This is a genomic window from Streptomyces fulvorobeus, from assembly GCF_013167895.1.
Classification (GTDB): domain Bacteria; phylum Actinomycetota; class Actinomycetes; order Streptomycetales; family Streptomycetaceae; genus Streptomyces; species Streptomyces fulvorobeus.
In genome coordinates this window covers 3776329-3799731 of record NZ_BLWC01000001.1, presented here as the reverse complement: position 1 = coordinate 3799731, position 23403 = coordinate 3776329, and the positions used below count along the sequence as shown (strand labels likewise).

At 67.6% G+C, this 23403-nt stretch carries 17 protein-coding genes, 3 tRNA genes and 2 pseudogenes; 4 read left to right on the top strand and 18 right to left on the bottom strand.

Annotation, left to right across the window (positions count from 1 at the left end):
- Positions 1-83: 83 nt before the first annotated feature.
- The 9 genes from Sfulv_RS17275 to Sfulv_RS17235 all read right to left on the bottom strand — a co-directional run bounded on the left by Sfulv_RS17275 (position 84) and on the right by Sfulv_RS17235 (position 12490).
- On the bottom strand, positions 84-3983 hold the full coding sequence (locus Sfulv_RS17275; RefSeq protein ID WP_173315007.1) for a DNA-directed RNA polymerase subunit beta': 3900 nt from the start codon (positions 3981-3983) through the stop codon (positions 84-86).
- A 121-nt stretch (positions 3984-4104) separates the two neighbouring features.
- Positions 4105-7590 (bottom strand): DNA-directed RNA polymerase subunit beta, encoded by a 3486-nt coding sequence (gene rpoB / locus Sfulv_RS17270; RefSeq protein ID WP_173315004.1) that lies wholly within the window; start codon positions 7588-7590, stop codon positions 4105-4107.
- A gap of 614 nt (positions 7591-8204) precedes the next feature.
- Positions 8205-8588, bottom strand: a complete 384-nt coding sequence (rplL, locus tag Sfulv_RS17265; RefSeq protein WP_173315001.1) for a 50S ribosomal protein L7/L12 — start codon at positions 8586-8588, stop codon at positions 8205-8207.
- A gap of 84 nt (positions 8589-8672) precedes the next feature.
- A complete protein-coding gene (gene rplJ, locus Sfulv_RS17260; RefSeq protein WP_173314998.1) occupies positions 8673-9239 on the bottom strand; it encodes a 50S ribosomal protein L10 in 567 nt (188 codons plus the stop codon).
- Positions 9240-9644: 405 nt separating this feature from the next.
- Positions 9645-10367 (bottom strand): 50S ribosomal protein L1, encoded by a 723-nt coding sequence (rplA, locus tag Sfulv_RS17255; RefSeq protein ID WP_173314996.1) that lies wholly within the window; start codon positions 10365-10367, stop codon positions 9645-9647.
- 81 nt (positions 10368-10448) lie between these two features.
- Positions 10449-10883 carry a 50S ribosomal protein L11 gene (gene rplK / locus Sfulv_RS17250; protein ID WP_024494105.1) on the bottom strand — a complete coding sequence of 145 codons (435 nt, stop codon included), beginning with the start codon at positions 10881-10883 and terminating at the stop codon, positions 10449-10451.
- A gap of 173 nt (positions 10884-11056) precedes the next feature.
- The gene (gene nusG / locus Sfulv_RS17245) at positions 11057-11953 is read right to left on the bottom strand and encodes a transcription termination/antitermination protein NusG (protein WP_173314994.1); all 897 of its coding nucleotides are present in this window, start codon (positions 11951-11953) and stop codon (positions 11057-11059) included.
- A 73-nt stretch (positions 11954-12026) separates the two neighbouring features.
- On the bottom strand, positions 12027-12311 hold the full coding sequence (secE, locus tag Sfulv_RS17240) for a preprotein translocase subunit SecE (RefSeq protein ID WP_173314991.1): 285 nt from the start codon (positions 12309-12311) through the stop codon (positions 12027-12029).
- 106 nt (positions 12312-12417) lie between these two features.
- Positions 12418-12490: transfer RNA gene (locus Sfulv_RS17235), tRNA-Trp, on the bottom strand.
- Between the two features lie 215 nt (positions 12491-12705).
- Here Sfulv_RS17235 and Sfulv_RS17230 point away from each other — a divergent pair.
- Both Sfulv_RS17230 and Sfulv_RS17225 read left to right on the top strand, forming a co-directional pair.
- On the top strand, positions 12706-13932 hold the full coding sequence (locus Sfulv_RS17230; protein ID WP_173314988.1) for a pyridoxal phosphate-dependent aminotransferase: 1227 nt from the start codon (positions 12706-12708) through the stop codon (positions 13930-13932).
- Positions 13933-14063: 131 nt separating this feature from the next.
- Complete coding sequence (locus Sfulv_RS17225) at positions 14064-15074, top strand: adenosine deaminase (protein WP_173314985.1); 1011 nt, start codon at positions 14064-14066, stop codon at positions 15072-15074.
- Positions 15075-15088: 14 nt separating this feature from the next.
- On the opposite strand, the gene Sfulv_RS17220 is transcribed toward Sfulv_RS17225, so the two are convergent.
- From Sfulv_RS17220 to Sfulv_RS17190, 7 genes and pseudogenes are all read right to left on the bottom strand, one after another.
- The gene (locus Sfulv_RS17220; protein WP_173314982.1) at positions 15089-16144 is read right to left on the bottom strand and encodes a UDP-N-acetylmuramate dehydrogenase; all 1056 of its coding nucleotides are present in this window, start codon (positions 16142-16144) and stop codon (positions 15089-15091) included.
- A 28-nt stretch (positions 16145-16172) separates the two neighbouring features.
- A pseudogene (locus tag Sfulv_RS17215) lies at positions 16173-16472 on the bottom strand (MFS transporter); the annotation flags it as partial.
- 55 nt (positions 16473-16527) lie between these two features.
- Positions 16528-16956, bottom strand: a complete 429-nt coding sequence (locus Sfulv_RS17210; RefSeq protein ID WP_173314980.1) for a MaoC family dehydratase — start codon at positions 16954-16956, stop codon at positions 16528-16530.
- Positions 16953-17407: pseudogene (locus Sfulv_RS17205) on the bottom strand (FAS1-like dehydratase domain-containing protein). Before Sfulv_RS17205 ends, Sfulv_RS17210 begins: the two are co-directional and overlap by 4 nt.
- Before the next feature lie 102 nt (positions 17408-17509).
- Positions 17510-17674 carry a 50S ribosomal protein L33 gene (gene rpmG / locus Sfulv_RS17200; RefSeq protein ID WP_158989327.1) on the bottom strand — a complete coding sequence of 55 codons (165 nt, stop codon included), beginning with the start codon at positions 17672-17674 and terminating at the stop codon, positions 17510-17512.
- Between the two features lie 89 nt (positions 17675-17763).
- Positions 17764-17836: transfer RNA gene (locus Sfulv_RS17195), tRNA-Met, on the bottom strand.
- 45 nt (positions 17837-17881) lie between these two features.
- Positions 17882-17954, bottom strand: a tRNA-Thr gene (locus Sfulv_RS17190).
- 337 nt (positions 17955-18291) lie between these two features.
- Between Sfulv_RS17190 and Sfulv_RS17185 the strand changes: the two genes are divergently transcribed.
- Both Sfulv_RS17185 and Sfulv_RS17180 read left to right on the top strand, forming a co-directional pair.
- Positions 18292-19647, top strand: coding sequence for an amidohydrolase family protein (locus tag Sfulv_RS17185; protein WP_246353150.1), 1356 nt, complete (start codon positions 18292-18294; stop codon positions 19645-19647).
- Positions 19648-19681: 34 nt separating this feature from the next.
- On the top strand, positions 19682-20338 hold the full coding sequence (locus Sfulv_RS17180) for an SDR family oxidoreductase (protein WP_173314977.1): 657 nt from the start codon (positions 19682-19684) through the stop codon (positions 20336-20338).
- Positions 20339-20571: 233 nt separating this feature from the next.
- On the opposite strand, the gene Sfulv_RS17175 is transcribed toward Sfulv_RS17180, so the two are convergent.
- Together Sfulv_RS17175 and Sfulv_RS17170 are read right to left on the bottom strand one after the other, a co-directional pair.
- On the bottom strand, positions 20572-20964 hold the full coding sequence (locus Sfulv_RS17175) for a hypothetical protein (RefSeq protein WP_173314975.1): 393 nt from the start codon (positions 20962-20964) through the stop codon (positions 20572-20574).
- Positions 20965-21230: 266 nt separating this feature from the next.
- Positions 21231-21440, bottom strand: coding sequence for an Imm32 family immunity protein (locus tag Sfulv_RS17170; RefSeq protein ID WP_173314972.1), 210 nt, complete (start codon positions 21438-21440; stop codon positions 21231-21233).
- Between the last annotated feature and the right edge of the window lie 1963 nt (positions 21441-23403).

Sequence of the window (23403 nt, the reverse complement as noted above, 5' to 3'; positions counted from 1 at the left end):
GCCGCAGCTCGCCGGCGTCGGATACGCCAAAGGGCGGCCACCCCGCAACGGGGTGACCGCCCTCCGGTCGTCGAACGGGACGCCTACTGGTTGTACGGACCGTAGTCGTAGTCCTCCAGCGGAACGGCCTGGCCGGAGCCGGTGCCGAACGGCGAGTAGTCGATGTCGTCGTAGCCGACGGCCGAGTACATCGCGGCCTTGGCCTCCTCGGTCGGCTCGACCCGGATGTTGCGGTAGCGGGACAGGCCCGTACCGGCCGGGATGAGCTTACCGATGATGACGTTCTCCTTGAGGCCGATCAGGGAGTCCGACTTGGCGTTGATCGCCGCGTCGGTCAGGACCCTGGTCGTCTCCTGGAAGGACGCCGCCGACAGCCACGACTCGGTGGCGAGCGACGCCTTGGTGATACCCATCAGCTGCGGACGGCCGGAGGCAGGGTGACCGCCCTCGGTGACCACACGACGGTTCTCGACCTCGAACTTCGACCGCTCGACCAGCTCGCCCGGCAGCAGCTCCGCGTCGCCGGACTCGATGATCGTCACCCGGCGGAGCATCTGCCGGATGATGATCTCGATGTGCTTGTCGTGGATCGACACGCCCTGCGAGTTGTAGACCTTCTGGACCTCGCCGACCAGGTGGACCTGGACCGCGCGCTGACCGAGGATCCGCAGCACGTCGTGCGGGTTGGTCGCACCGACGGTGAGCTTCTGGCCCACCTCGACCGCGTCGCCCTCGCCGACCAGCAGACGGGCACGCTTGGAGATCGGGAACGGCGTCTCCTCGCTTCCGTCGTCCGGGGTGACGACGAGCTTCTTCGTCTTCTCGGTCTCCTCGATCCGGACGCGGCCCTTGGCCTCCGAGATCGGGGCGACACCCTTGGGCGTACGCGCCTCGAAGAGCTCGACGACACGCGGCAGACCCTGCGTGATGTCGTCACCCGCCACACCACCGGTGTGGAAGGTACGCATCGTCAGCTGGGTACCGGGCTCACCGATGGACTGGGCGGCGATGATGCCGACCGCCTCACCGATGTCGACCAGCTTGCCGGTGGCGAGCGAGCGTCCGTAGCAGAAGGCACAGGTGCCGACCGCGGACTCACAGGTCAGGACCGAACGGGTCTTGACCTCCTCGACGCCGGCGCCCACGAGGGCGTCGATCAGGACGTCACCGAGGTCGACGTTGGCAGGCGCGATGACCTTGCCGTCGATGACGACGTCCTCGGCGAGCATGCGGGCGTACACCGAGGTCTCGACGTCGTCCGTCTTGCGGAGCACGCCGTCGGCACCCTTGACCGCGATCTTCAGCTTGAGGCCGCGGTCGGTGCCGCAGTCCTCCTCGCGGATGATCACGTCCTGCGAGACGTCCACCAGACGACGGGTGAGGTAACCCGAGTCGGCGGTACGCAGGGCGGTGTCCGCCAGACCCTTACGGGCACCGTGCGTGGAGATGAAGTACTCCAGGACGGTGAGGCCCTCACGGAAGGACGCCTTGATGGGACGGGGAATCGTCTCGTTCTTGGCGTTGGACACCAGACCACGCATACCGGCGATCTGACGCATCTGCATCATGTTTCCGCGGGCACCCGAGTCGACCATCATGAAGATGGGGTTCGTCTTGGGGAAGTTCGCGTTCATCGCCTCGGCGACCTCGTTGGTCGCCTTGGTCCAGATCGCGATGAGCTCCTGCGTGCGCTCGTCCTTGGTGATCAGGCCGCGCTCGTACTGCTTCTGGACCTTCTCGTCCTGGTCCTCGTACCCCTTGACGATGGCCTTCTTGGCCTCGGGGACGACGATGTCCGACACGGCGACGGTGACGCCGGAACGGGTGGCCCAGTGGAAGCCCGCCGCCTTCAGGTTGTCCAGCGTCGCCGCCACGATGACCTTGGGGTAGCGCTCGGCGAGGTCGTTGACGATCTCGGAGAGCTGCTTCTTGCCGACCGAGTAGTCGACGAACGGGTAGTCCTCGGGCAGCAGCTCGTTGAAGAGCGCGCGGCCCAGGCTCGTCCGCAGCCGGAAGGTGTCACCCGGCTGGTACTCGGGCTCGCCCTCCTCGGCGACCGGCGGCACCCAGCCACGCGGCGGGATGGTGCCCACCGGGAAGCGGATGTCGACGGACGACTGGAGCGCCAGCTCGCCGGCGTCGAACGCCATGATCGCCTCGGCCGTGGAGCCGAACGCGCGGCCCTCGCCCTTGGTGTCACGGAGCTCACCGTCGGTGGTGAGGAAGAACAGACCCAGCACCATGTCCTGGGTCGGCATGGTGACGGGACGGCCGTCCGCCGGCTTCAGGATGTTGTTCGAGGACAGCATCAGGATGCGGGCCTCGGCCTGCGCCTCCGCGGAGAGCGGAAGGTGCACGGCCATCTGGTCACCGTCGAAGTCCGCGTTGAACGCGGTGCAGACGAGCGGGTGGATCTGGATGGCCTTGCCCTCGACCAGCTGGGGCTCGAACGCCTGGATGCCGAGGCGGTGCAGCGTCGGCGCACGGTTCAGGAGAACCGGGTGCTCGGCGATGACCTCTTCCAGGACGTCGTACACGACCGTGCGACCGCGCTCGACCATGCGCTTGGCGCTCTTGATGTTCTGCGCGTGGTTCAGGTCGACCAGGCGCTTCATCACGAACGGCTTGAAGAGCTCCAGCGCCATGGCCTTCGGAAGACCGCACTGGTGCAGCTTGAGCTGCGGACCGACGACGATCACGGAACGCGCGGAGTAGTCCACACGCTTACCGAGAAGGTTCTGACGGAAACGGCCCTGCTTGCCCTTGAGCATGTCGCTCAGGGACTTCAGCGGGCGGTTGCCGGGACCGGTGACCGGGCGACCGCGGCGGCCGTTGTCGAACAGCGCGTCGACGGCCTCCTGCAGCATCCGCTTCTCGTTGTTCACGATGATCTCGGGGGCACCGAGGTCAAGGAGACGCTTGAGGCGGTTGTTGCGGTTGATCACACGGCGGTACAGGTCGTTCAGGTCGGAGGTCGCGAAGCGGCCACCGTCCAGCTGCACCATCGGACGCAGGTCCGGCGGGATGACCGGCACGCAGTCGAGCACCATGCCCTTGGGCTTGTTGCTGGTCTGCAGGAACGCGGAGACGACCTTGAGGCGCTTGAGCGCACGGGTCTTCTTCTGGCCCTTGCCGGTACGGATGATCTCGCGGAGGCGCTCGGCCTCCTCGTCGAGGTCGAAGGACTCCAGGCGCTTCTGCAGGGCAGCCGCACCCATGCAGCCGTCGAAGTACGTGCCGAAGCGGTCACGCAGCTCGCGGTAGAGCAGCTCGTCGCCCTCGAGGTCCTGGACCTTGAGGTTCTTGAAGCGGCTCCACACCTCGTCGAGGCGGTCGATCTCGCGCTGCGCACGGTCGCGCAGCTGCTTCATCTCACGCTCGGCACCTTCGCGCACCTTGCGGCGTACGTCGGCCTTGGCGCCCTCGGCCTCGAGCTCGGCCAGGTCCGTCTCAAGCTTCTTCGCGCGGTTCTCCAGGTCGGAGTCGCGGCGGTTCTCGACCTGCTGACGCTCGACGGAGACGTGCGCCTCCAGCGAGGGCAGGTCACGCGTGCGGCGCTCCTCGTCCACGAACGTGATCATGTACGCGGCGAAGTAGATGACCTTCTCGAGGTCCTTCGGAGCGAGATCAAGCAGGTAGCCGAGACGCGACGGGACGCCCTTGAAGTACCAGATGTGAGTGACGGGAGCGGCAAGCTCGATGTGGCCCATCCGCTCACGACGCACCTTGGCGCGAGTGACCTCGACGCCGCAGCGCTCGCAGATGATGCCCTTGAAGCGGACACGCTTGTACTTGCCGCAGTAGCACTCCCAGTCCCGGGTCGGACCGAAGATCTTCTCGCAGAAGAGTCCGTCCTTCTCGGGCTTGAGCGTGCGGTAGTTGATGGTCTCCGGCTTCTTCACTTCGCCGTGCGACCAGGTCCGGATGTCGTCCGCGGTGGCAAGGCCGATCCGCAGCTCGTCGAAGAAGTTGACGTCGAGCACTTGTCGTCAATCCCTCTTTCAGGGTCGAGCCCCTCGCGTCAGCGAGACGATGGGGCGCTTCAGCATGGTCTGAACGGTCCGGGGCGACCGGGGCCTCACGAGGAGGCCCCGGCCAGGCCCGTCAGACCTCTTCGACGCTGCTCGGCTCGCGCCGGGACAGGTCGATACCGAGCTCTTCCGCAGCGCGGAAGACGTCCTCGTCCGTGTCGCGCATCTCGATGGACATGCCGTCCGATGACAGCACCTCCACGTTGAGGCAGAGCGACTGCATTTCCTTGATGAGCACCTTGAAGGACTCGGGAATGCCCGGCTCGGGGATGTTCTCGCCCTTGACGATGGCCTCGTAGACCTTCACGCGGCCGGTCACGTCATCGGACTTGATGGTCAGCAGTTCCTGGAGGGCGTAGGCGGCTCCGTATGCTTCGAGCGCCCACACCTCCATCTCACCGAAGCGCTGGCCACCGAACTGCGCCTTACCACCGAGCGGCTGCTGGGTGATCATGGAGTAGGGACCCGTCGAACGGGCGTGGAGCTTGTCGTCGACGAGGTGGTGGAGCTTGAGGATGTACATGTAGCCGACCGAGACCGGCTCGGGGAACGGCTCGCCGGAGCGGCCGTCGAACAGGTTGGCCTTGCCCGAGGGCTGGACCAGCCGGTCACCGTCGCGGTTGGGGATCGTGGCCTTGAAGAGGCCGGTGATCTCGTCCTCACGGGCACCGTCGAAGACCGGGGTCGCGACGTTGGTGCCGGGGGCGACCTGGTCGGCGCCGATGGCCTGCAGGCGCTGGGCCCACTCGTCACCGAGGCCGGAGACGTCCCAGCCGCGGCTGGCGAGCCAGCCGAGGTGGATCTCCAGGACCTGTCCCGGGTTCATCCGGGACGGGACACCCAGCGGGTTGAGGATGATGTCGACCGGGGTGCCGTCCTCCAGGAACGGCATGTCCTCGATCGGCAGGATCTTGGAGATGACGCCCTTGTTGCCGTGACGGCCGGCGAGCTTGTCACCATCGGTGATCTTGCGCTTCTGGGCGACGTAGACGCGGACCAGCTGGTTCACGCCCGGCGGCAGCTCGTCGCCTTCCTCGCGGTCGAAGACACGGACGCCGATGATCTTGCCGATCTCGCCGTGCGGGACCTTCAGGGAGGTGTCGCGCACCTCGCGCGCCTTCTCACCGAAGATCGCACGGAGCAGGCGCTCCTCCGGCGTCAGCTCGGTCTCACCCTTGGGCGTGACCTTGCCGACGAGGATGTCCCCGGCCGTGACCTCGGCACCGATACGGATGATGCCGCGCTCGTCGAGGTCCGCGAGGACCTCCTCGGAGACGTTCGGGATGTCCCGGGTGATCTCCTCCGGGCCGAGCTTGGTGTCACGGGCGTCGACCTCGTGCTCCTCGATGTGGATCGAGGAGAGGACGTCGTCCTGCACGAGGCGCTGCGAAAGAATGATCGCGTCCTCGTAGTTGTGACCCTCCCACGGCATGAAGGCCACGAGCAGGTTCTTGCCCAGGGCCATCTCACCGTTCTCGGTGGCCGGTCCGTCCGCGAGCACCTGCTCGGCGACGACCCGGTCACCCTCGGAGACGACGACCTTCTGGTTGACCGAGGTGCCCTGGTTGGAGCGCATGAACTTGGCGATGCGGTACGTGGTGTACGTGCCGTCGTCGTTCGTGACGGTGATGTAGTCCGCGGAGACCTCCTGGACCACACCGTCCTTCTCCGCCTTGAGCACGTCACCGGCGTCGGTGGCGCAGCGGTACTCCATGCCGGTGCCGACGAGCGGCGCCTCGGACTTGATGAGCGGCACCGCCTGCCGCATCATGTTCGCGCCCATGAGGGCACGGTTGGCGTCGTCGTGCTCCAGGAAGGGGATCATCGCGGTGGCGACGGACACCATCTGGCGCGGCGAGACGTCCATGTAGTCGACGTCCGTGCCGGGCACGTAGTCGACCTCTCCGCCACGGCGGCGGACCAGGACGCGGGGCTCGGTGAAGCGCAGCTCGTCGGAGAGGAGCGCGTTCGCCTGGGCGATGACGTACCGGTCTTCTTCGTCGGCCGTGATGTAGTCGACGTCGTCGGTGACCTGACCGTCGACGACCTTGCGGTACGGCGTCTCGATGAATCCGAACGCGTTGACGCGTCCGTACGAGGCGAGCGAACCGATCAGACCGATGTTCGGGCCTTCAGGGGTCTCGATCGGGCACATGCGTCCGTAGTGGGACGGGTGCACGTCACGGACCTCGAAGCCGGCCCGCTCACGGGAGAGGCCACCCGGGCCAAGAGCCGACAGGCGGCGCTTGTGGGTGAGACCCGACAGCGGGTTGTTCTGGTCCATGAACTGCGACAGCTGGCTGGTGCCGAAGAACTCCTTGATGGAGGCGACGACCGGCCGGATGTTGATCAGGGTCTGCGGCGTGATGGCCTCGACGTCCTGGGTCGTCATCCGCTCACGCACGACGCGCTCCATGCGAGCCAGGCCCGTACGGACCTGGTTCTGGATGAGCTCGCCGACGTTACGCAGACGACGGTTGCCGAAGTGGTCGATGTCGTCGGTCTCGACGACGATCGAGCGTCCGGACTCCCCGACCGTCTCGGTCTCGCCCGCGTGCAGCTTCACCAGGTACTTGATCGTCGCGATGACGTCGTCACTGGTGAGCACGCCGGCGTCCAGCGGCTCGTCGGCGCCGAGCTTCTTGTTCACCTTGTAGCGGCCGACCTTCGCGAGGTCGTAGCGCTTCGGGTTGAAGTAGAGGTTCTCGAGCAGCGTCTGAGCAGCCTCACGCGTGGGCGGCTCGCCCGGGCGCAGCTTGCGGTAGATGTCGAGGAGCGCGTCGTCCTGGCCCTGGGTGTGGTCCTTCTCCAGGGTGGCGCGCATGGACTCGTACTCGCCGAACTCCTCGAGGATCTGCTCGGTGGTCCAGCCGAGAGCCTTCAGGAGGACGGTGACGGACTGCTTGCGCTTGCGGTCGATGCGGACACCGACCATGTCACGCTTGTCGATCTCCATCTCCAGCCAGGCACCCCGGGACGGGATGATCTTGGCGGAGAAGATGTCCTTGTCGGACGTCTTGTCGATGGAGGAGTCGAAGTAGACACCCGGCGAGCGGACCAGCTGCGACACGACGACACGCTCGGTGCCGTTGATGACGAAGGTGCCCTTGTTGGTCATGAGCGGGAAGTCGCCCATGAAGACCGTCTGGGACTTGATCTCGCCGGTCTCGTTGTTGGTGAACTCGGCGGTGACGAAGAGCGGCGCGGCGAACGTGAAGTCGCGCTCCTTGCACTCCTCGATCGAGTTCTTCGAGGGTTCGAAGCGGTGGTCGCGGAACGTAAGCGACATCGACCCGGAGAAGTCCTCGATCGGTGAAATCTCCTCGAAGATTTCCTCCAGGCCGGACTTGGTGGGGACGTCTTGCCCACTGTCCAGAGCAGCCTCGACGCGAGCCTTCCAGGCGGCGTTGCCGAGGAGCCAGTCAAAGCTCTCGGTCTGCAGCGCGAGGAGGTTCGGAACCTCGAGGGGCTCCTTGATCTTTGCAAAAGAGATGCGCAGCGGGGCGGTGCTGGCGCCGTGGTTCGTATTCGCGGTCGAGGCGTTGCGCGAGGCGGCCAAGAGGGGGTCCTTCCGAGGGCTCGGACTCACTACGCGCGTACCGGTTCCAAGTGGACAAAAAGCCGGGCCGGTTTCTGATCAGCCATGAACGGCCAGGTCAGAGAGGATCGGTCTTCATTGTCAGATTGGGGATGCCCCTGGTGACGGGCAGGAGGCAGCTAACAGGCAGCGCAAAGGGTCAGTGTAGCCAAACGCCACACTGATGTCCAGTCGGGGTTCTCAGAGACCCACGTTGCTCTCAACAGCTGTTCTCAACACCTATGCCTAGCCCTCGCGCGGGGTGCGCACCTCTTTACTGCCCGCTTCGCTCTCGATCCATGCCTCGGATACGGATCGATGTGACGACGCGTCCTGAGAATTGCGCGCCGCGTGCGGTTCGTCAAGGCCCCTCAGTCGGGACCGGGGCCCGCAGTTCCCCTCCGGCCGCCCCAGAACGCCTGCTGGCAGCCCCTGAGAGGCGCACGGCGAAGATCACGATACTCGTCGCCGGCGGAAGAGCAAGGGAGCCACCACGGGTACGCCGAAGGGCGACCACCCGTTCGGGTGATCGCCCTTCGCGCTGTGACGTCCCGCCTCGCGGCAGGACGGTCCTGGGAGTCAGATGACTCGCAGGGTCACTTGACCTCGACGGAGGCGCCGGCGGCCTTGAGGGAGTCGGCAGCCTTGTCAGCGGCCTCCTTGGCGACCTTCTCGAGGACGGGCTTCGGGGCGCCGTCGACGAGGTCCTTGGCCTCCTTGAGACCCAGCGAGGTCAGCTCACGCACGACCTTGATGACCTGGATCTTCTTGTCACCGGCGGCGGTGAGGACGACGTCGAACTCGTCCTGCTCCTCCGGGGCCTCGGCGGCCGGGCCGGCGCCCGCGGGGCCGGCGACGGCGACGGCCGCGGCGGCGGTGACGTCGAACTTCTCCTCGAACGCCTTAACGAACTCGGAGAGCTCGATGAGGGTGAGCTCCTCGAACTGGGCGAGCAGGTCTTCCTGGCTGAGCTTCGCCATGATGGCGGGTCCTTCCACTAATTCGGCAGGTGCCGGATGTATATGTCGGCGGGCGTACGTGGTGCCCGCTGGACCACCGAGTGGTTACTCGGCAGCCTCGGCGGGAGCCGGCGTACCGGCACCGCCCTGCTCGGCCTGCTCGGCCTTCTTGGCGCGAAGCGCTTCCGCGGTGCGGACGAACTTCGACGGCAGAGCCTGGAAGAGCTGCGCAGTCTGCGTCTGCTTGCCCTTCATGGCACCGGCCAGCTTGGCGAGCAGAACCTCGCGGGACTCGAGGTCCGCGAGCCTCTTGATCTCATCGGCGGACAGCGCCTTACCGTCAAGGACACCGCCCTTGATGATGAGGTTGGGGTTCTCCTTGGCGAAGTCACGAAGACCCTTCGCCGACTCCACCGGGTCACCGGTGATGAAGGCAACCGCCGTCGGACCCGAGAACAGGTCGTCCAGCGTGTCGATCCCGGCCTCGTTGGCCGCGATCTTGGTCAGCGTGTTCTTCACCACGGCGTACTGGGCGTTCTCACCGAGCGAACGGCGCAGCGTCTTGAGCTGCGCCACGGTGAGACCCCGGTACTCGGTCAGCACGGCGGCGTTCGAGCTGCGGAACTGGTCCGTCAGCTCGGCTACCGCGGCAGCCTTGTCGGGCCTTGCCATGAGCGTCGGCCTCCTTCCGGGTGATGAGGACCGCTCAGAAGGAACCGGAAAAAACGAAACGCCCCGGCACAGGTGCCAGGGCGTAGCTCAACCGCACGAAGTCCGGGAGCTTTCCACAGTCACCTGCGCAGGTCGTCCGTTCCAGACGGATCCTTCGGTCACCGGCCCCTCTTGCGAGAGAACAGCAACGACCAGCGGTCTTTGGCTTCTTCGAGAGAGTACGCGACCCGGGGCACGCGGAGCAAATCCGTCCCGGTTCGAGCGGTCCGGGAGGTTTGGAACGCGGGCGTCAGGGACCGGAACGGCCTCGGACGCGTCTGCACCGAGTACGGGACGGGCCCCGCACCTGGGAAGGTGCGGGGCCCGCCGGATGCCGTGACGCGGCTACCGGGTGAGCACGGGTGCTCAGACGGAGGCCGGGTCCTCCTCGACGAGGAGGTTGCGCACGCGGTTGGAGTCCAGCGGGATGCCGGGACCCATCGTCGTGCTCATGACCGCCTTCTTGATGAAGCGGCCCTTCGCCGCGGACGGCTTCAGACGGAGGATCTCCTCCAGCGCCGCGGCGTAGTTCTCGACCAGCTTCGTGTCGTCGAAGGAGACCTTGCCGATGATGAAGTGCAGGTTCGAGTGCTTGTCGACGCGGAACTCGATCTTGCCGCCCTTGATGTCGTTGACAGCCTTGACGACATCGGGGGTGACGGTGCCGGTCTTCGGGTTCGGCATCAGACCACGCGGACCGAGCACGCGGCCCAGGCGGCCGACCTTGCCCATGAGGTCCGGAGTGGCGACGACGGCGTCGAAGTCCAGACGGCCCTTCGCCACCTCTTCGATGAGCTCGTCGGAGCCGACGATGTCGGCGCCCGCGGCTTCCGCGGCCGCAGCACGGTCACCGGTCGCGAAGACCAGGACCCGGGCGGTCTTGCCGGTGCCGTGCGGGAGGTTCACGGTGCCACGGACCATCTGGTCGGCCTTGCGAGGGTCGACACCCAGGCAGAACGCGACCTCGACGGTGCCGTCGAACTTGGTGGCGGCGGTGTCCTTGGCGATACGGACGGCTTCGAGCGGGGCGTAGACGCGCTCCCGGTCGATCTTGGCGTCCGCAGCGCGGAGGTTCTTGCTGCGCTTCACTTCTACTCCTGTGGTTTCAGAGTGTGGAGTCGTGGTGCGGACCAGCGCTTGGTCCTACCACTGGGGGCTGGAAGGGCTGGATCAGCCTTCGACCGTGATGCCCATGGAACGGGCGGTGCCAGCGATGATCTTCGACGCGGCGTCGAGGTCGTTGGCGTTCAGGTCGGGGAGCTTCGTCGTGGCGATCTCGCGGACCTGGGCAGCCGTCAGCTTGGCGACCTTGGTCTTGTGCGGCTCGCCGGAGCCCTTGTCCACACCCGCGGCCTTGAGGATCAGCTTGGCGGCCGGCGGCGTCTTCGTGATGAAGGTGAAGGAGCGGTCGTCGTAGACCGTGATCTCCACCGGCACGACCATGCCACGCTGCGACTCGGTCGCGGCGTTGTACGCCTTGCAGAACTCCATGATGTTCACGCCGTGCTGGCCCAGTGCGGGGCCGACCGGCGGAGCCGGGTTGGCCGCACCGGCGTTGATCTGGAGCTTGATAAGCCCCGTGACCTTCTTCTTCTTGGGAGGCATTGCTCTCTCCGGGTCCTAGTGAGAGTTTCGCCCGGCATCCGGTCATCCGGATGCAGGCATACCGCGCAACGATAACGGGTATAGCTGCGCGACCAAAAACGAGCAGGTCAGACGGGTAACAAAGCCCGTCCGACCTGCTCGGTAGGTATATGTCCAGAAACCCGCGGAAGCTGCTAGTTCTTCTGGATCTGGTCGAAGCTGAGCTCGACCGGGGTCTCGCGACCGAAGATCTCGACGAGGCCCTTGACCTTCTTCGAGTCGGCGTTGATCTCGTTGATCGTCGCCTGCAGCGTCGCGAACGGGCCGTCCGTGACGGTGACCGAGTCGCCCACCTCGAAGTCGAGCACCTGGACCTCGACCTTGCGGGACGGAGCCGGCTTGCCCTCGGCCTCGGCGGCCTCGCGGGCCGCCTTCTCCTCGGCCTCGGGGGCGAGCATCTTGACGATCTCGTCGAGGGTCAGCGGGTACGGGTCGTAGGCGTTGCCCACGAAGCCGGTGACGCCGGGGGTGTTGCGGACGACGCCCCAGGACTCGTTCGTCAGGTCCATGCGCACCAGGACGTAACCCGGGAGCTTGTTCTGGCGGACGTTCTTGCGCTCGCCGTTCTTGATCTGGACGATCTCTTCCTCGGGGACTTCCGCCTGGTAGACGAACTCCTCGACGTTGAGCGAGACCGCGCGCTGTTCGAGGTTGGCCTTCACGCGCTTCTCGTAACCGGCGTACGTGTGGATGACGTACCACTCGCCGGGGAGGGTGCGGAGCTCCTCGCGGAGGGCGGCGACGGGGTCGACGGGGGCGGCCGGCTCGGCCTCTTCCTCGTCGGCGCTCTCGTCGTCTGCGGCCTCGACGGCTTCTTCGCCGGCGGCGCTCTCGTCGTCCGCCGGCTCTTCGGCGTCGGACTCGATGTGCACGGCGGCCTCCTCGGAGGGCTCACCCGCGGCTTCGTCGGCAGCTTCGGCCTGGTCGGGCTCCACGGAGTCCGCAGCCTCAACGATGTCGAGCTCGTCCTCGGCGGACTCGACGGCGTCCACCGTAGGCTCGGCGGCGTCGTTCAGGTTCGGGTCAGACACGATGGCTGCTTCTTCCTGGATACAAATGGGTGGAACGTGCGAAAGGGGCGCCGGTGAGGCGCCCTCCGCGGGATCAGCCGAAGACGTACTTGATGAGCCGCGCGAAACCGAAGTCAATCACGGTAACCAGACCGATCATGACGACCACGAAGACGATCACCACGGATGTGTACGTCGTCAGCTGGTTGCGGGTCGGCCAGACGACCTTGCGCAACTCGGCGACGATCTGGCGGTAGAAAAGCGCGAGACGGCCCAGGGGGCCCTTCTTTCCGCGCTTACCGCCCTTCCGAGCCTTCTTCGACTCAGGGACTTCATCCTCAGCATCAGGCATGTCGATGGAGCCCACGGCGTCCGTCACGCTACTCACCTGATTCCGGGTCGTGGCCGTGCCGCGCCCGGGGGAGCCGCACGACTGTGCAATGAAGTACGTACATGCGCACACATCCTGGCGAAGACGTGTGTAGCAGGGCCGGAGGGACTTGAACCCCCAACCGCTGGTTTTGGAGACCAGTGCTCTACCAATTGAGCTACGACCCTTTGTGGTTTCCACCAACCTACCGCATCCCTCCCCGATGGAGCGGGTGCGAAAACGGTGTGGCTGGTGAAGGCCAACGACAGGTGAGTGTACGTGTTCAGGGCCTCCGCGTCGAACAGCCGGGGACCGACCGCTCCCCTCCGCCTGCCGCACGAGGGCTGTCCGGTCCCTGAAACCCGTGTACCGAGGCCATTTCCGGTCTGGGACCATGGGCGCCATGAGCGCTGCAACTTCTCCCTCCGAACGTCGGGTCTCCGCCCGCGTCGGTGCGATTTCCGAGTCCGCGACCCTCGCCGTCGACGCCAAGGCCAAGGCCCTGAAGGCCGCCGGCCGTCCGGTGATCGGCTTCGGCGCCGGTGAACCCGACTTCCCGACGCCCGACTACATCGTCGAAGCCGCGGTCGAGGCGTGCCGCAACCCGAAGTACCACCGCTACACCCCGGCGGGCGGGCTCCCCGAGCTCAAGGCCGCCATCGCAGAGAAGACGCTGCGCGACTCCGGATACGAGGTCGACGCCTCCCAGGTCCTGGTCACCAACGGCGGCAAGCAGGCCATCTACCAGGCGTTCGCCGCGATCCTGGACCCGGGCGACGAGGTCATCGTCCCGGCGCCGTACTGGACCACCTACCCGGAGTCCATCCGGCTCGCCGGCGGTGTCCCCGTGGAGGTGGTGGCCGACGAGACCACCGGCTACCGGGTCTCCGTCGAGCAGCTCGAAGCGGCGCGCACCGAACGTACGAAGGTCGTCCTCTTCGTCTCGCCGTCCAACCCGACCGGCGCCGTCTACAGCGAGGCCGACGCCGAGGCGATCGGCCGCTGGGCCGTCGAGCACGGCCTGTGGGTGCTGACCGACGAGATCTACGAGCACCTGGTCTACGGCGACGCCGCCTTCACCTCGCTCCCGGCGATCCTGCCCGAGCTGCGCGACAAGTGCGTCGTGGTCAACGGCGTCGCCAAGACGTACGCGATGACCGGCTGGCGGGTCGGGTGGATCATCGGACCCAGGGACGTGGTGAAGGCCGCGACCAACCTCCAGTCGCACGCCACCTCCAACGTCTCCAACGTGGCCCAGGTCGCCGCGCTGGCCGCCGTGTCCGGGAACCTGGACGCGGTCGCCGAGATGCGTACCGCCTTCGACCGCCGCCGGCAGACCATCGTGCGGATGCTCAACGAGATCGAGGGTGTCGTCTGCCCGGTGCCGGAGGGCGCGTTCTACGTCTACCCCTCGGTGAAGGCGCTGCTCGGCAAGGAGATCCGGGGCAGGCGTCCCGCCACCTCGGTCGAGCTCGCGGCGCTCATCCTGGACGAGGCCGAGGTCGCCGTCGTCCCCGGCGAGGCGTTCGGTACGCCGGGCTATCTGCGGCTGTCGTACGCGCTCGGTGACGCGGACCTCGCCGAGGGCGCCTCACGGCTCCAGAAGCTGCTGGGCGAGGCGAAGGACTGACCGCTCCCCCGCCTCACCCGTCGAACAGGCAGACCCCCGGTTCCGTCCGGGGGTCTGTTTTTCTGTTCGATGACGGACCCAAGGGGGAAAGCGGCTACCGCTCGGACCCGCCCGTACGGCAGGATCTTGGGATGGAGCGCGATGTACGGCTGTTGCCCAAGGCCCACCTGCACCTGCATTTCACCGGGTCGATGCGGCCCACGACGCTGCTCGAACTCGCCGACAAGTACGGCGTGCACCTGCCGGACGCGCTGACCGGTGGCGAGCCGCCGAGTCTGCGCGCGACGGACGAACGGGGCTGGTTCCGTTTCCAGCGCCTCTACGACATCGCCCGGTCCTGTCTGCGCTCGCCCGAGGACATCCAGCGGCTCGTGCGCGAGGCCGCCCAGGAGGACGTGGCGGACGGCGCGGGGTGGCTGGAGATCCAGGTCGACCCCACCTCGTACGCCCCGCTCCTCGGCGGGCTGATTCCGGCGATCGAGATCATTCTGGATGCCGTGGACTCGGCGGCCCGGGACACCGGGCTCGGAATCCGGGTCGTGATCGCGGCCAACCGGATGAAGCACCCGCTGGACGCGCGGACGCTGGCGCGGCTGGCCGTGCGGTACGCGGACCAAGGTGTCGTCGGCTTCGGGCTCTCCAACGACGAACGCCGCGGGATGGCCCGCGACTTCGACCGGGCCTTCGCCATCGCCCGCGAGGGCGGGCTGCTCGCGGCCCCGCACGGCGGCGAGCTCGCCGGGCCATCGAGCGTGCGGGACTGCCTGGACGACCTGGACGCCTCCCGCATCGGGCACGGCGTGCGGGCGGCCGAGGACCCGCGGCTGCTTCGCCAGCTGGCCGAGACGGGGGTGACCTGCGAGGTCTGCCCGGCCTCGAACGTGGCGCTCGGGGTCTACGAGAAACCGGGCGACGTACCCATCCGCACCCTCTTCGAGGCGGGCGTGCCGATGGCACTCGGCGCGGACGACCCGCTGCTCTTCGGCTCCCGGCTGGCCGCCCAGTACGACCTCGTGCGCCGGCACCACGCCTTCACCGACGAGGAGCTGGCGGAGCTGGCGCGGCAGTCCGTACGGGGTTCGGCCGCCCCGGCGGACGTACGGGAGAAGCTGCTCGGCGGGATCGACGGCTGGCTCGGCTGATACCGCGGGCCGTCCTACAGGCTGACGCCGACCGTCACGGGCTCGTTGACGAGCGTGACTCCGAACGCCGCGTGGACGCCCGCGACCACCTCGCGGGCGAGGGCGAGGAGGTCATCGGTGGTCGCGTCACCCCGGTTGGTGAGGGCGAGGGTGTGCTTGGTGGAGATGCGGGCCGGGCCCGTGCCGTACCCCTTGGTGAAGCCGGCCCGGTCGATCAGCCAGGCGGCGGAGGTCTTGGTGCCGCCGTCCGGGGCTGGGAAGGCGGGCGGTGCCACCTCGTCGCCCAGGCGCTCCTTGGCGCGGGCGAGGAACGCCGCGTACTGCTCGGGGCCCAGGACCGGGTTGGTGAAGAAGGACCCGGCCGACCAGGTGTCGTGGTCCTCGGAGTCCAGGACCATGCCCTTGCCCGCGCGGAGCCGGAGCACCGTTTCCCGGGCGTCCTGCGCGGGAACGCGCTCGCCCTGTTCGACGCCCATGGCCCGTGCCGTCTCGGCGTACCGGAGCGGGGCGGAGAGGCCGCCCGCGTCCTCCAGCTCGAAGCGGACGCGGAGCACCACGTAACGGTCGGGTTCGGCCTTGAAGCGGCTGTGACGGTACGAGAAGGCGCACTCGGCGTCCGGCAGGGTGACCGTCTCCCGGGTGCGGCGGTCGTAGGCGATGACCTCCGAGATGGTGGAGGAGACCTCCTGGCCGTAGGCGCCGACGTTCTGGATCGGCGTGGCACCGGCGGAGCCCGGGATTCCGGCGAGGCACTCGATGCCCGCGAGGCCCGCCTCGACCGTGCGGGCGACGGCGTCGGTCCAGATCTCGCCCGCGGCCAGCTCCAGCGTCGTACCGGACAGGGCGAAGCCCTTCGTCGCGACGCGCAGGGCGGTGCCCTCGAAGCCCTTGTCGCCGATGACCAGGTTGGAGCCGCCGCCGATCACCAGGAGCGGGGTGGCAGCGGCGTCGGCCTCGCGGACGGCTTCGACCACCTCGGCGTCGGTGGTGGCGGTGAGGAGGCGGGTGGCGGGTCCGCCGAGCCGGAAGGTGGTCAGGGGGGCGAGGGGGGCGTCGTGGAGTTCCTGCACGGGGACAAGAGTACGGGGGAAGGGCCGGTCAGACGGCGACGGGCGTGCGGTCACCGGCCGCCTCGGGGCCCGGGGCCGGGGCCTCGGCCGCGCGGCGGACGGGGATCATCAGGGCGACGAGTGCGGCGAGCGCCACGGCCCCGGCGCCGATCCGGAGGGCGGGAACGGTTCCCTCCGAGAACGCCTGGGGCGACTCGTACCCGCCCCGGGCGGCGAAGACGGAGGCGGGCACGGCGACTCCGAGCGCGCCGCCGACCTCCCGCAGCGCGTTGTCCGCCCCCGAGGCGATGCCCTGTTCGCCGCTGCGGACGCTGGACGTCACGAGACTGCGCGGTAAGGGGCGCCCCTCCAGGAGAGACGCCCCTTACTCACGGTCACCGGAATCAGGCGAGCCGGACCACGGCGCGGGACATGCCCAGCACCTTCTTGCCGTCGCTCATGGCCGTCAGGTCCACCCGCACCAGGTTGTCGTCGAGCAGCGCGGCCACCTTGCCGACGACCTCGACAAGCGCGCCCTTGTCGTCGTTCGGGACGACGACCGGCTTGGTGAAGCGCACCCCGTACTCCACGACCGCTCCGGGGTCGCCGGCCCAGTCCGTGACCACGCGGATCGCCTCGGCCATGGTGAACATGCCGTGCGCGATCACATCCGGGAGCCCGACCTCACGCGCGAACTTCTCGTTCCAGTGGATCGGGTTGAAGTCACCGGAGGCACCCGCGTACTGCACCAGCGTCGCCCGGGTGACTCGGAAGGACTGGGCCGGCAGTTCCGTGCCGACCTCGACCGAGCCGTAAGAGACCTTCGCCGTCATGACGCCTCCTCGGCGGCTCGGGCCACCAGCTTCATCCAGGCGGTCACCACGTGCTCGCCGGCCTCGTCGTGGACCTCGCCGCGGATGTCCAGGATGTCGTTGCCCGCGAGGGACTTGATGCCCTCGATCGTCGAGGTGACCGTCAGCCGGTCCCCCGCCCGTACCGGACGCACGTACGCGAACTTCTGGTCCCCGTGCACCACGCGGCTGTAGTCCAGGCCCAGCTGCGGGTCCCTCACGACATCCCCGCCGCCTTGAACGTGAGGGAGAACACGAACGTCGGCGGGGCGATCACATCGGCGTGGCCGAGCGCGGCCGCCGCCCGCGGATCGGTGTACGCGGGATTGGCGTCACCCACCGCCTCGGCGAACTCACGGATCTTCTCCCGGCCGACCTCGTACGGCGGGGTGGGCGGATAGGTCCGTCCCACGAAGGACTGGTCGAGCGCCATGGCCTCGCTCCCTCCTGATGTCAAAGACGAATGGGCCGGAGTGCAGCCCTCGCAAACGACACGAGGCCGCCCCAATGGGGACGGCCTCGTGTACGAGCCTGTTCAGCGGGTTTCGCGGTGCGCGGTGTGCGACTTGCAGCGCGGGCAGTGCTTCTTCATCTCAAGACGGTCCGGGTTGTTACGCCGGTTCTTCTTGGTGATGTAGTTCCGCTCCTTGCACTCCACGCAGGCCAGCGTGATCTTCGGGCGGACGTCGGTGGCAGCCACGTGAGTGCTCCTTGGACGGACGGATGGACGGATGAACGCAAAGAAGAGTAGCCGATCGAAGGACCGACCCCACAATCGGCTACCAAAAGTAGCGGTGACCGGACTTGAACCGGTGACACAGCGATTATGAGCCGCTTGCTCTACCGACTGAGCTACACCGCTTTGATGACGGGTCTCCCCGCCGAAGCGGGGTTTCCCGATCACCAGAGCCCCAATGCGGAATCGAACCGCAGACCTTCTCCTTACCATGGAGACGCTCTACCGACTGAGCTATTGGGGCGAGCGATGAAGACATTACACGGTCTGTCGCCGTCCCCCAAATCCGTTTCCGCACCCCTCGTCCCGGCGCCTGCGGGACGCGCTTCCGACCCCTTGATCAGGCCCCTGACCAGGGCCTTGAACAAGCTCTTGATCGGAATGTCGGACAAGGCCCCGCCGCCGGAGCCGGACAGTGCGGGACCGGCTCACCGGCACCTGCGCCCCACCCGGCACCACCGGCCCCGAGCGCCCCAGCGGGCCACGCCGGTACGACTATTCCGCTCCTCATCGAAGCGGGCCGAGCACCGCCCTAGGCTCGACCCACTCCGAGTGATCTTGACCCTTCTCCCAGGAGCACGATGCCCGACAGCCAGCCGCGGCACCCCGACGACAGCGCGGCCGACGGCGCCGACACGGCCGGCCCTCCGGGCGGCCCCGGCACCGCCGCTCCCGACGCGGCACTCGTGCTGTGCGGCGCCAGGCTCACCGACGGCCGCGTCGTGGACGTACGGCTCAGCGGCGGCCGTATCGAAGCCGTCGGCACCGCGGGCAGCCTGACCGCCCGGGGCGCGCGCGTGGACCTGCGCGGCTACCTGCTGCTCCCGGCGCCCGCCGAACCCCACGCGCACAGCGATACGGCGTTCACCGCGGACGGCGTCGGGCCGGGCGGTGCGGGGCCTGCCTCCCACCGTGCCGAGGACGTCCAGCGCCGCGCCACCGAGGCGGCCCTGCTCCAGGTCGGCCACGGCGCGACCGCGCTGCGCTCCCACGTACGTGTCGGGGACGTCCACGGGCTCGCCCCGCTCGAAGCCGTCCTCCAGGCCAGGCGCTCCCTGCACGGGCTCGCCGACCTCACCCCCGTCGCCGTCCCCCGCCTGCTCACCGGCGTCGCGGGCGCCGACAACCTCGCCATGCTGCGCGACGCCGTGAATATGGGCGCGGGCGTGGTCGGCGGCTGCCCCGACGCCGACCCCGACCCGGCCGGTTACGCCGAAGCGGTCCTGGGGATCGCCGCCGAACACGGCTGCCCCGTCGATCTGCACACGGACGGTGACGACCCGGCCCGGCTGGCCCGGGTCGCCGCCATGGCGGGCGGACTGCGCCCAGGCGTCTCCTTCGGCCCCTGCGGCGGCCTGTCCCGACTGCCCCTGGACGCCGCGGTCCGCGCCGCCGACCAGCTGGCGGCCGCCGGAGTGAGCGTCATCTGCCTCCCCCAGGGCGGCTGTTCCGGCTCCGAGCGCCGGGTCGCCGCACCCGTACGGCTGCTGCGGGCCGCCGGGGTCCGGGTCGCCGCCGGCAGCGGTGCCCTGCGGGACGCCGCCAACCCCGTGGGCCGCGGTGACCCCCTCGAAGCCGCCTACCTCCTGGCCTCCCAGCACGGCATGCGCCCCGACCACGCCTACCAGGCGGTCTCCGCGACCGCCAGGGCGGCCATGGGACTGCCCGAGGTGCGGGTCGAGGCGGGCTTCCCCGCCGAACTGCTCGCGGTGCGCGGGGAAGGCATGTCCGGTGTGCTCTCGCTCGCGTACAGCAGGATCGTGATCCACCGCGGCCGGGTGGTCGCGCGGACGAGCGCGGTGCGCGAGTACTGCGACTCGGAGGCGGTCGCCGCGCTCGACCTCCCCCGTCAGGGCCGTGCCGACAAGGGCCCTCCAGCGGGTGGTGCGCGCGGCCAGGACGGCGGGCCCGGCAGGGGCCCCGCCCGCGGGTCGTGAGCACGTCCGCCCGGCGCGGCGTACGGTCGGACGCATGCGCATAGTCATCGCAGGTGGACATGGTCAGATAGCGCTGCGGCTCGAGCGGCTGCTCGCTGCGCGCGGAGACGAAGCGGTCGGAGTCATCCGCGACCCCGGACAGGCCGACGACCTCCGCGAGGCGGGGGCCGAACCGGTCGTCCTCGATCTCGAAGCGGCTTCCGTCGATGAGGCCGCGGAGGTCCTGCGCGGCGCCGACGCCGTGGTCTTCGCCGCCGGGGCGGGCCCGGACAGCGGCACCGCCCGCAAGGACGCCGTCGACCGGGGAGCCGCCGTGCTCTTCGCCGACGCCGCGGAGCGGGCCGGGGTGCGGCGGTACGTGGTGGTCTCGTCCATGGGCGCGGACGCCGCCCATCCGGGCGACGAGGTGTTCGACGTCTATCTGCGCGCCAAGGGCGCGGCCGACGACTACGTGCGTTCCCGGCCCTCACTGGACTGGACGATCCTGCGTCCCGGCATGCTCACCAACGACGCGGGCACCGGCCTGATCCTGCTGGCCGCTTCGACCGGCCGCGGCCCCGTCCCGCGCGACGACGTGGCGGCCACGCTCCTGGAGATCCTGGACACCCCCGCCTGCGCGGGCCTCACGCTGGAACTCATCTCCGGAAACGTGCCGGTGACGGTCGCGGTGAAGGACATCGCGGGGAACTGAGTCCCCCGCTGAGACACGCGGAATCCGGAGCATGAAGAAACCCCCTGCCTCGCATGACTGCGAGTCAGGGGGTTCACTCCACCGTGGCGGCGCCAGGGTTCGAACCTGGGTAGACTGAGCCGGCAGATTTACAGACCGCGCCATGATCTAGCCCTGATCAGCATCTTCGGCCACCCTTTGAGTCCGCACCCCACTCTCACCCCACCGGGGGCGAACGGCCCGCAGTTGGCCGCTCACGCACTCTGTCGCGGGAGCGGCACGGTGATCTGTAGCTGCTGAAGGCCGTAGATAGCGGCGTGAAACGCAGCGGCGATCTCGCGGGCTCGTCCCTCGCTTCCGACCTGGTGCATAGAGATGTACTCGGTGCTGTAGTCGGCTCCGCCTGCTGCAGCGCCAGTGGCCACTAGCTCCTCAACAGCGGACCGCAGGATCTTGGCTGCCTCGTCAGTGACGAGGGGCCTGCTGATGACATCAAGCACCACGTTCCAATGCGCCCCCTGTCGGGTGATGCACACGAAGATGGAGTTGTCGGCCTTCGCTCTCTCGTAAGCCGCACGATGGGCTTTCTCTGAAGTGCAGTCAGGTACCAGTAGGGCGGGAAGTGGCATTCCAGGCGGCATCGACATGAACCCATCGTGGCAGTCATCCGTCGACTCGGGGGCCGGTTAGTGCATAAGGGCCGGTACTGCAATCAGTACCGACCTCTGGCCTGCTGCTGAGCTGTCAGGGTGACCGAACTTGAACCCGCGACCTCTTCGTCCCGAAGCAACTTGGACGGGCGCTTGGCGGGGGATCGGGGTGGCTCTGAGCTGCTGCGATGGTCCGTCAGTGTGCGTGGACGTCCGCCGCTGTCTGCCTCCGTTGTCACGCACTTAGACACTCACAGGGCTCATCACGACACCTTGTCGTCCCGCTCCAAGATCAGGCTGATAGATCCCTGTTCAAGATTGACACCTGCATCAAGGTGCTCGTGGTACCCGTTCCGGAGTTCGGGATCTGCGAGTCCAAGGAGTCGCTCAGCAAGGTCCCGCAACCCGGCCGCGTTGGCCGCGATGGTGACTTCGTCGGCTGAGCCGTAAACCTTGATCCGGGGTTCATCCATAGCGCCACGCTACCGCGCGGCATGTGGAGTCCTAACGGGCGAGCCGCCCTCCTGAACGATCTTGAAAACCGTCGTGTCAGCGATGTCACCGTGGGTTCAAATCCCACACCCACCGCAGATGAACGGCCCCTGACCTGATGAATCGGTCAGGGGCCGTTCTCGTGCGCCTTGTCCGTCAGTGCCCCTGGTTCCCCCCCTACTTCCCGACCGATCGGGCACGGCGGGGGCACGGAGACCTTCTGATCCGTAGCTCTAGCCGGATCGGTCAGCGGCGGCCATACCGGCCGCTACTCAACTCCGGAGAGGTGGTGGCGTACGGGGGCGGTTGCTGTGGTTGCGGTACGCCGCTGTCACCCGCTAAAGGGGCGCTGGACTCAGCCCGCCACTGCTGCACCCGTCAGGTAGGTGAGGAGGACCCCACCAATCATTCCTTCGGAGATGCCAGCAATCGTGCTGCGGCTAGCAACCAACCAGGCAGCGACCATAGTAATCTCCCTCTCTCGCACGCTCTCAGGCGTACAGTCCCAATTTGGGCTAGGAGGCAAACGACAGTAGAACGCCACGGGCACAAGCAGCGCGCTCTCGGCGGATCGGTCGGTGAGGCCATGCCACCCCAGAGGGGAACGGGAAGGGGCAATCGGCGATGCTGGCCGCTGGGCTGCTGCATTTCCCCGCGGCGTTGCTCGAAGTAGAAGTTGAGCTTATGCAGGGCGATAGAAGCCTGCGAATCCGCTGTAGGCGCCACTACTGAAGGATCTCATCGAGCCATTAACGATTATCTGCACGGTGCCACTCTTTGCGACAATGAGCGCCGTGACGTATCGCCATACGGCAACGTCACCAGTTTGCAGAGATGCGGGGTCAATCAATATTCCCGGAATGGACAGTCCTGAGCCGGAGTATGCGGCACTTACGCCACTTCCATTGAATGACCTGTCCAATGCTTTCGCGACAATTGAAGAGACGATCTGTCTTGACCCGTCAGGGAATGTGTACCAGACGTTACTGGCGGAGTGAATGGATGACTGACGTGCTGGCCCACTGGGAGCCTGCGCGTTGGCCGGAGCTGTCGAGATAGCGACGCACGCAACTCCGAAAGAAAGTGCAACCAGGAGCGCTCGCGTGCGAGAATTTGCAATCCGCATTAGACACCTCAGTATTCCATGGGCGGAGGGGCTGGTTAGCGGTGCTGGGTACCTCGTGCACGGTACCAGTCATGCAGGGGCTAATCGGTCGCGAGGCGTCTGCACCGATGGCGAACCGAGAGGAAATGGCCAGAGGGGCACATCTTTCTGATGTCCAGCGCGAGGGCGCTGGGTGTGTGCTGAGCAGCGTATTTCCGGTCAGCTGTGGTGTCGCATGCTTCTTTCGCGATGCGATCAAATCTAAGGTCTGTCGACCTATCATGGCTCACTCCATCCCCTGCGCGCCGTGCGAGGATCTACCTCGGAGAGTGGCTCAAAGTGATGTTTTTAATAATGAATGGGATGAAAGCTCTGCTAGTCGGCCGATGTTTCACCACCCACTTCGACCCACCACTCGCCCCGGCTCCCATCCCGTCCGCCTTCGACCCACACTCCGTGGAGCGGTCGTGGTTCAGGGCGTCAAGGTGGAGCGCGCCACTGTACGAACGACCTTGACGCCCTAGGCCGCGACTGCTCGGCTCTGCCTGGGTCGAAGGTGGTCGGGATGGGAGCCCCGCGACGCTCACCCCGCTCCGGCCGGCACTCGCGAACGGTGCCCCTCCCATCCCGGAGTCTGAGCGCCCCCGCCGGAGGCATCGTCGTGAAGCCGCGGGCTTGGTTCTCGTCTCATGCCCCACGGGCCTTTCCACTGCGGGCGCGCGTCGGCGGCGGCAGCGCCGAGCGGGCCGAAGGCAGGAGCGCGGGCGCGGCCGGAGCCGGGAAGCGCGCCCGGCGGAGCGGAGCGCAGCCGGGTGCCTTGATGAAGTAGAGAAAGTTCT

What these genes read in the sequence shown, in the direction of transcription:
- Sfulv_RS17230 (WP_173314988.1), top strand. Translation starts at nt 12,706, where the DNA reads ATGAGCGCTGCAACTTCTCCCTCCGAACGTCGGGTCTCCGCCCGCGTC.
- rplK (WP_024494105.1), bottom strand. Translation starts at nt 10,883, where the DNA reads ATGCCTCCCAAGAAGAAGAAGGTCACGGGGCTTATCAAGCTCCAGATC.
- Sfulv_RS17170 (WP_173314972.1), bottom strand. Translation starts at nt 21,440, where the DNA reads ATGGATGAACCCCGGATCAAGGTTTACGGCTCAGCCGACGAAGTCACC.
- rplJ (WP_173314998.1), bottom strand. Translation starts at nt 9,239, where the DNA reads ATGGCAAGGCCCGACAAGGCTGCCGCGGTAGCCGAGCTGACGGACCAG.
- Sfulv_RS17225 (WP_173314985.1), top strand. Translation starts at nt 14,064, where the DNA reads ATGGAGCGCGATGTACGGCTGTTGCCCAAGGCCCACCTGCACCTGCAT.
- Sfulv_RS17185 (WP_246353150.1), top strand. Translation starts at nt 18,292, where the DNA reads ATGCCCGACAGCCAGCCGCGGCACCCCGACGACAGCGCGGCCGACGGC.
- rplL (WP_173315001.1), bottom strand. Translation starts at nt 8,588, where the DNA reads ATGGCGAAGCTCAGCCAGGAAGACCTGCTCGCCCAGTTCGAGGAGCTC.
- Sfulv_RS17210 (WP_173314980.1), bottom strand. Translation starts at nt 16,956, where the DNA reads ATGACGGCGAAGGTCTCTTACGGCTCGGTCGAGGTCGGCACGGAACTG.
- Sfulv_RS17175 (WP_173314975.1), bottom strand. Translation starts at nt 20,964, where the DNA reads ATGTCGATGCCGCCTGGAATGCCACTTCCCGCCCTACTGGTACCTGAC.
- Sfulv_RS17180 (WP_173314977.1), top strand. Translation starts at nt 19,682, where the DNA reads ATGCGCATAGTCATCGCAGGTGGACATGGTCAGATAGCGCTGCGGCTC.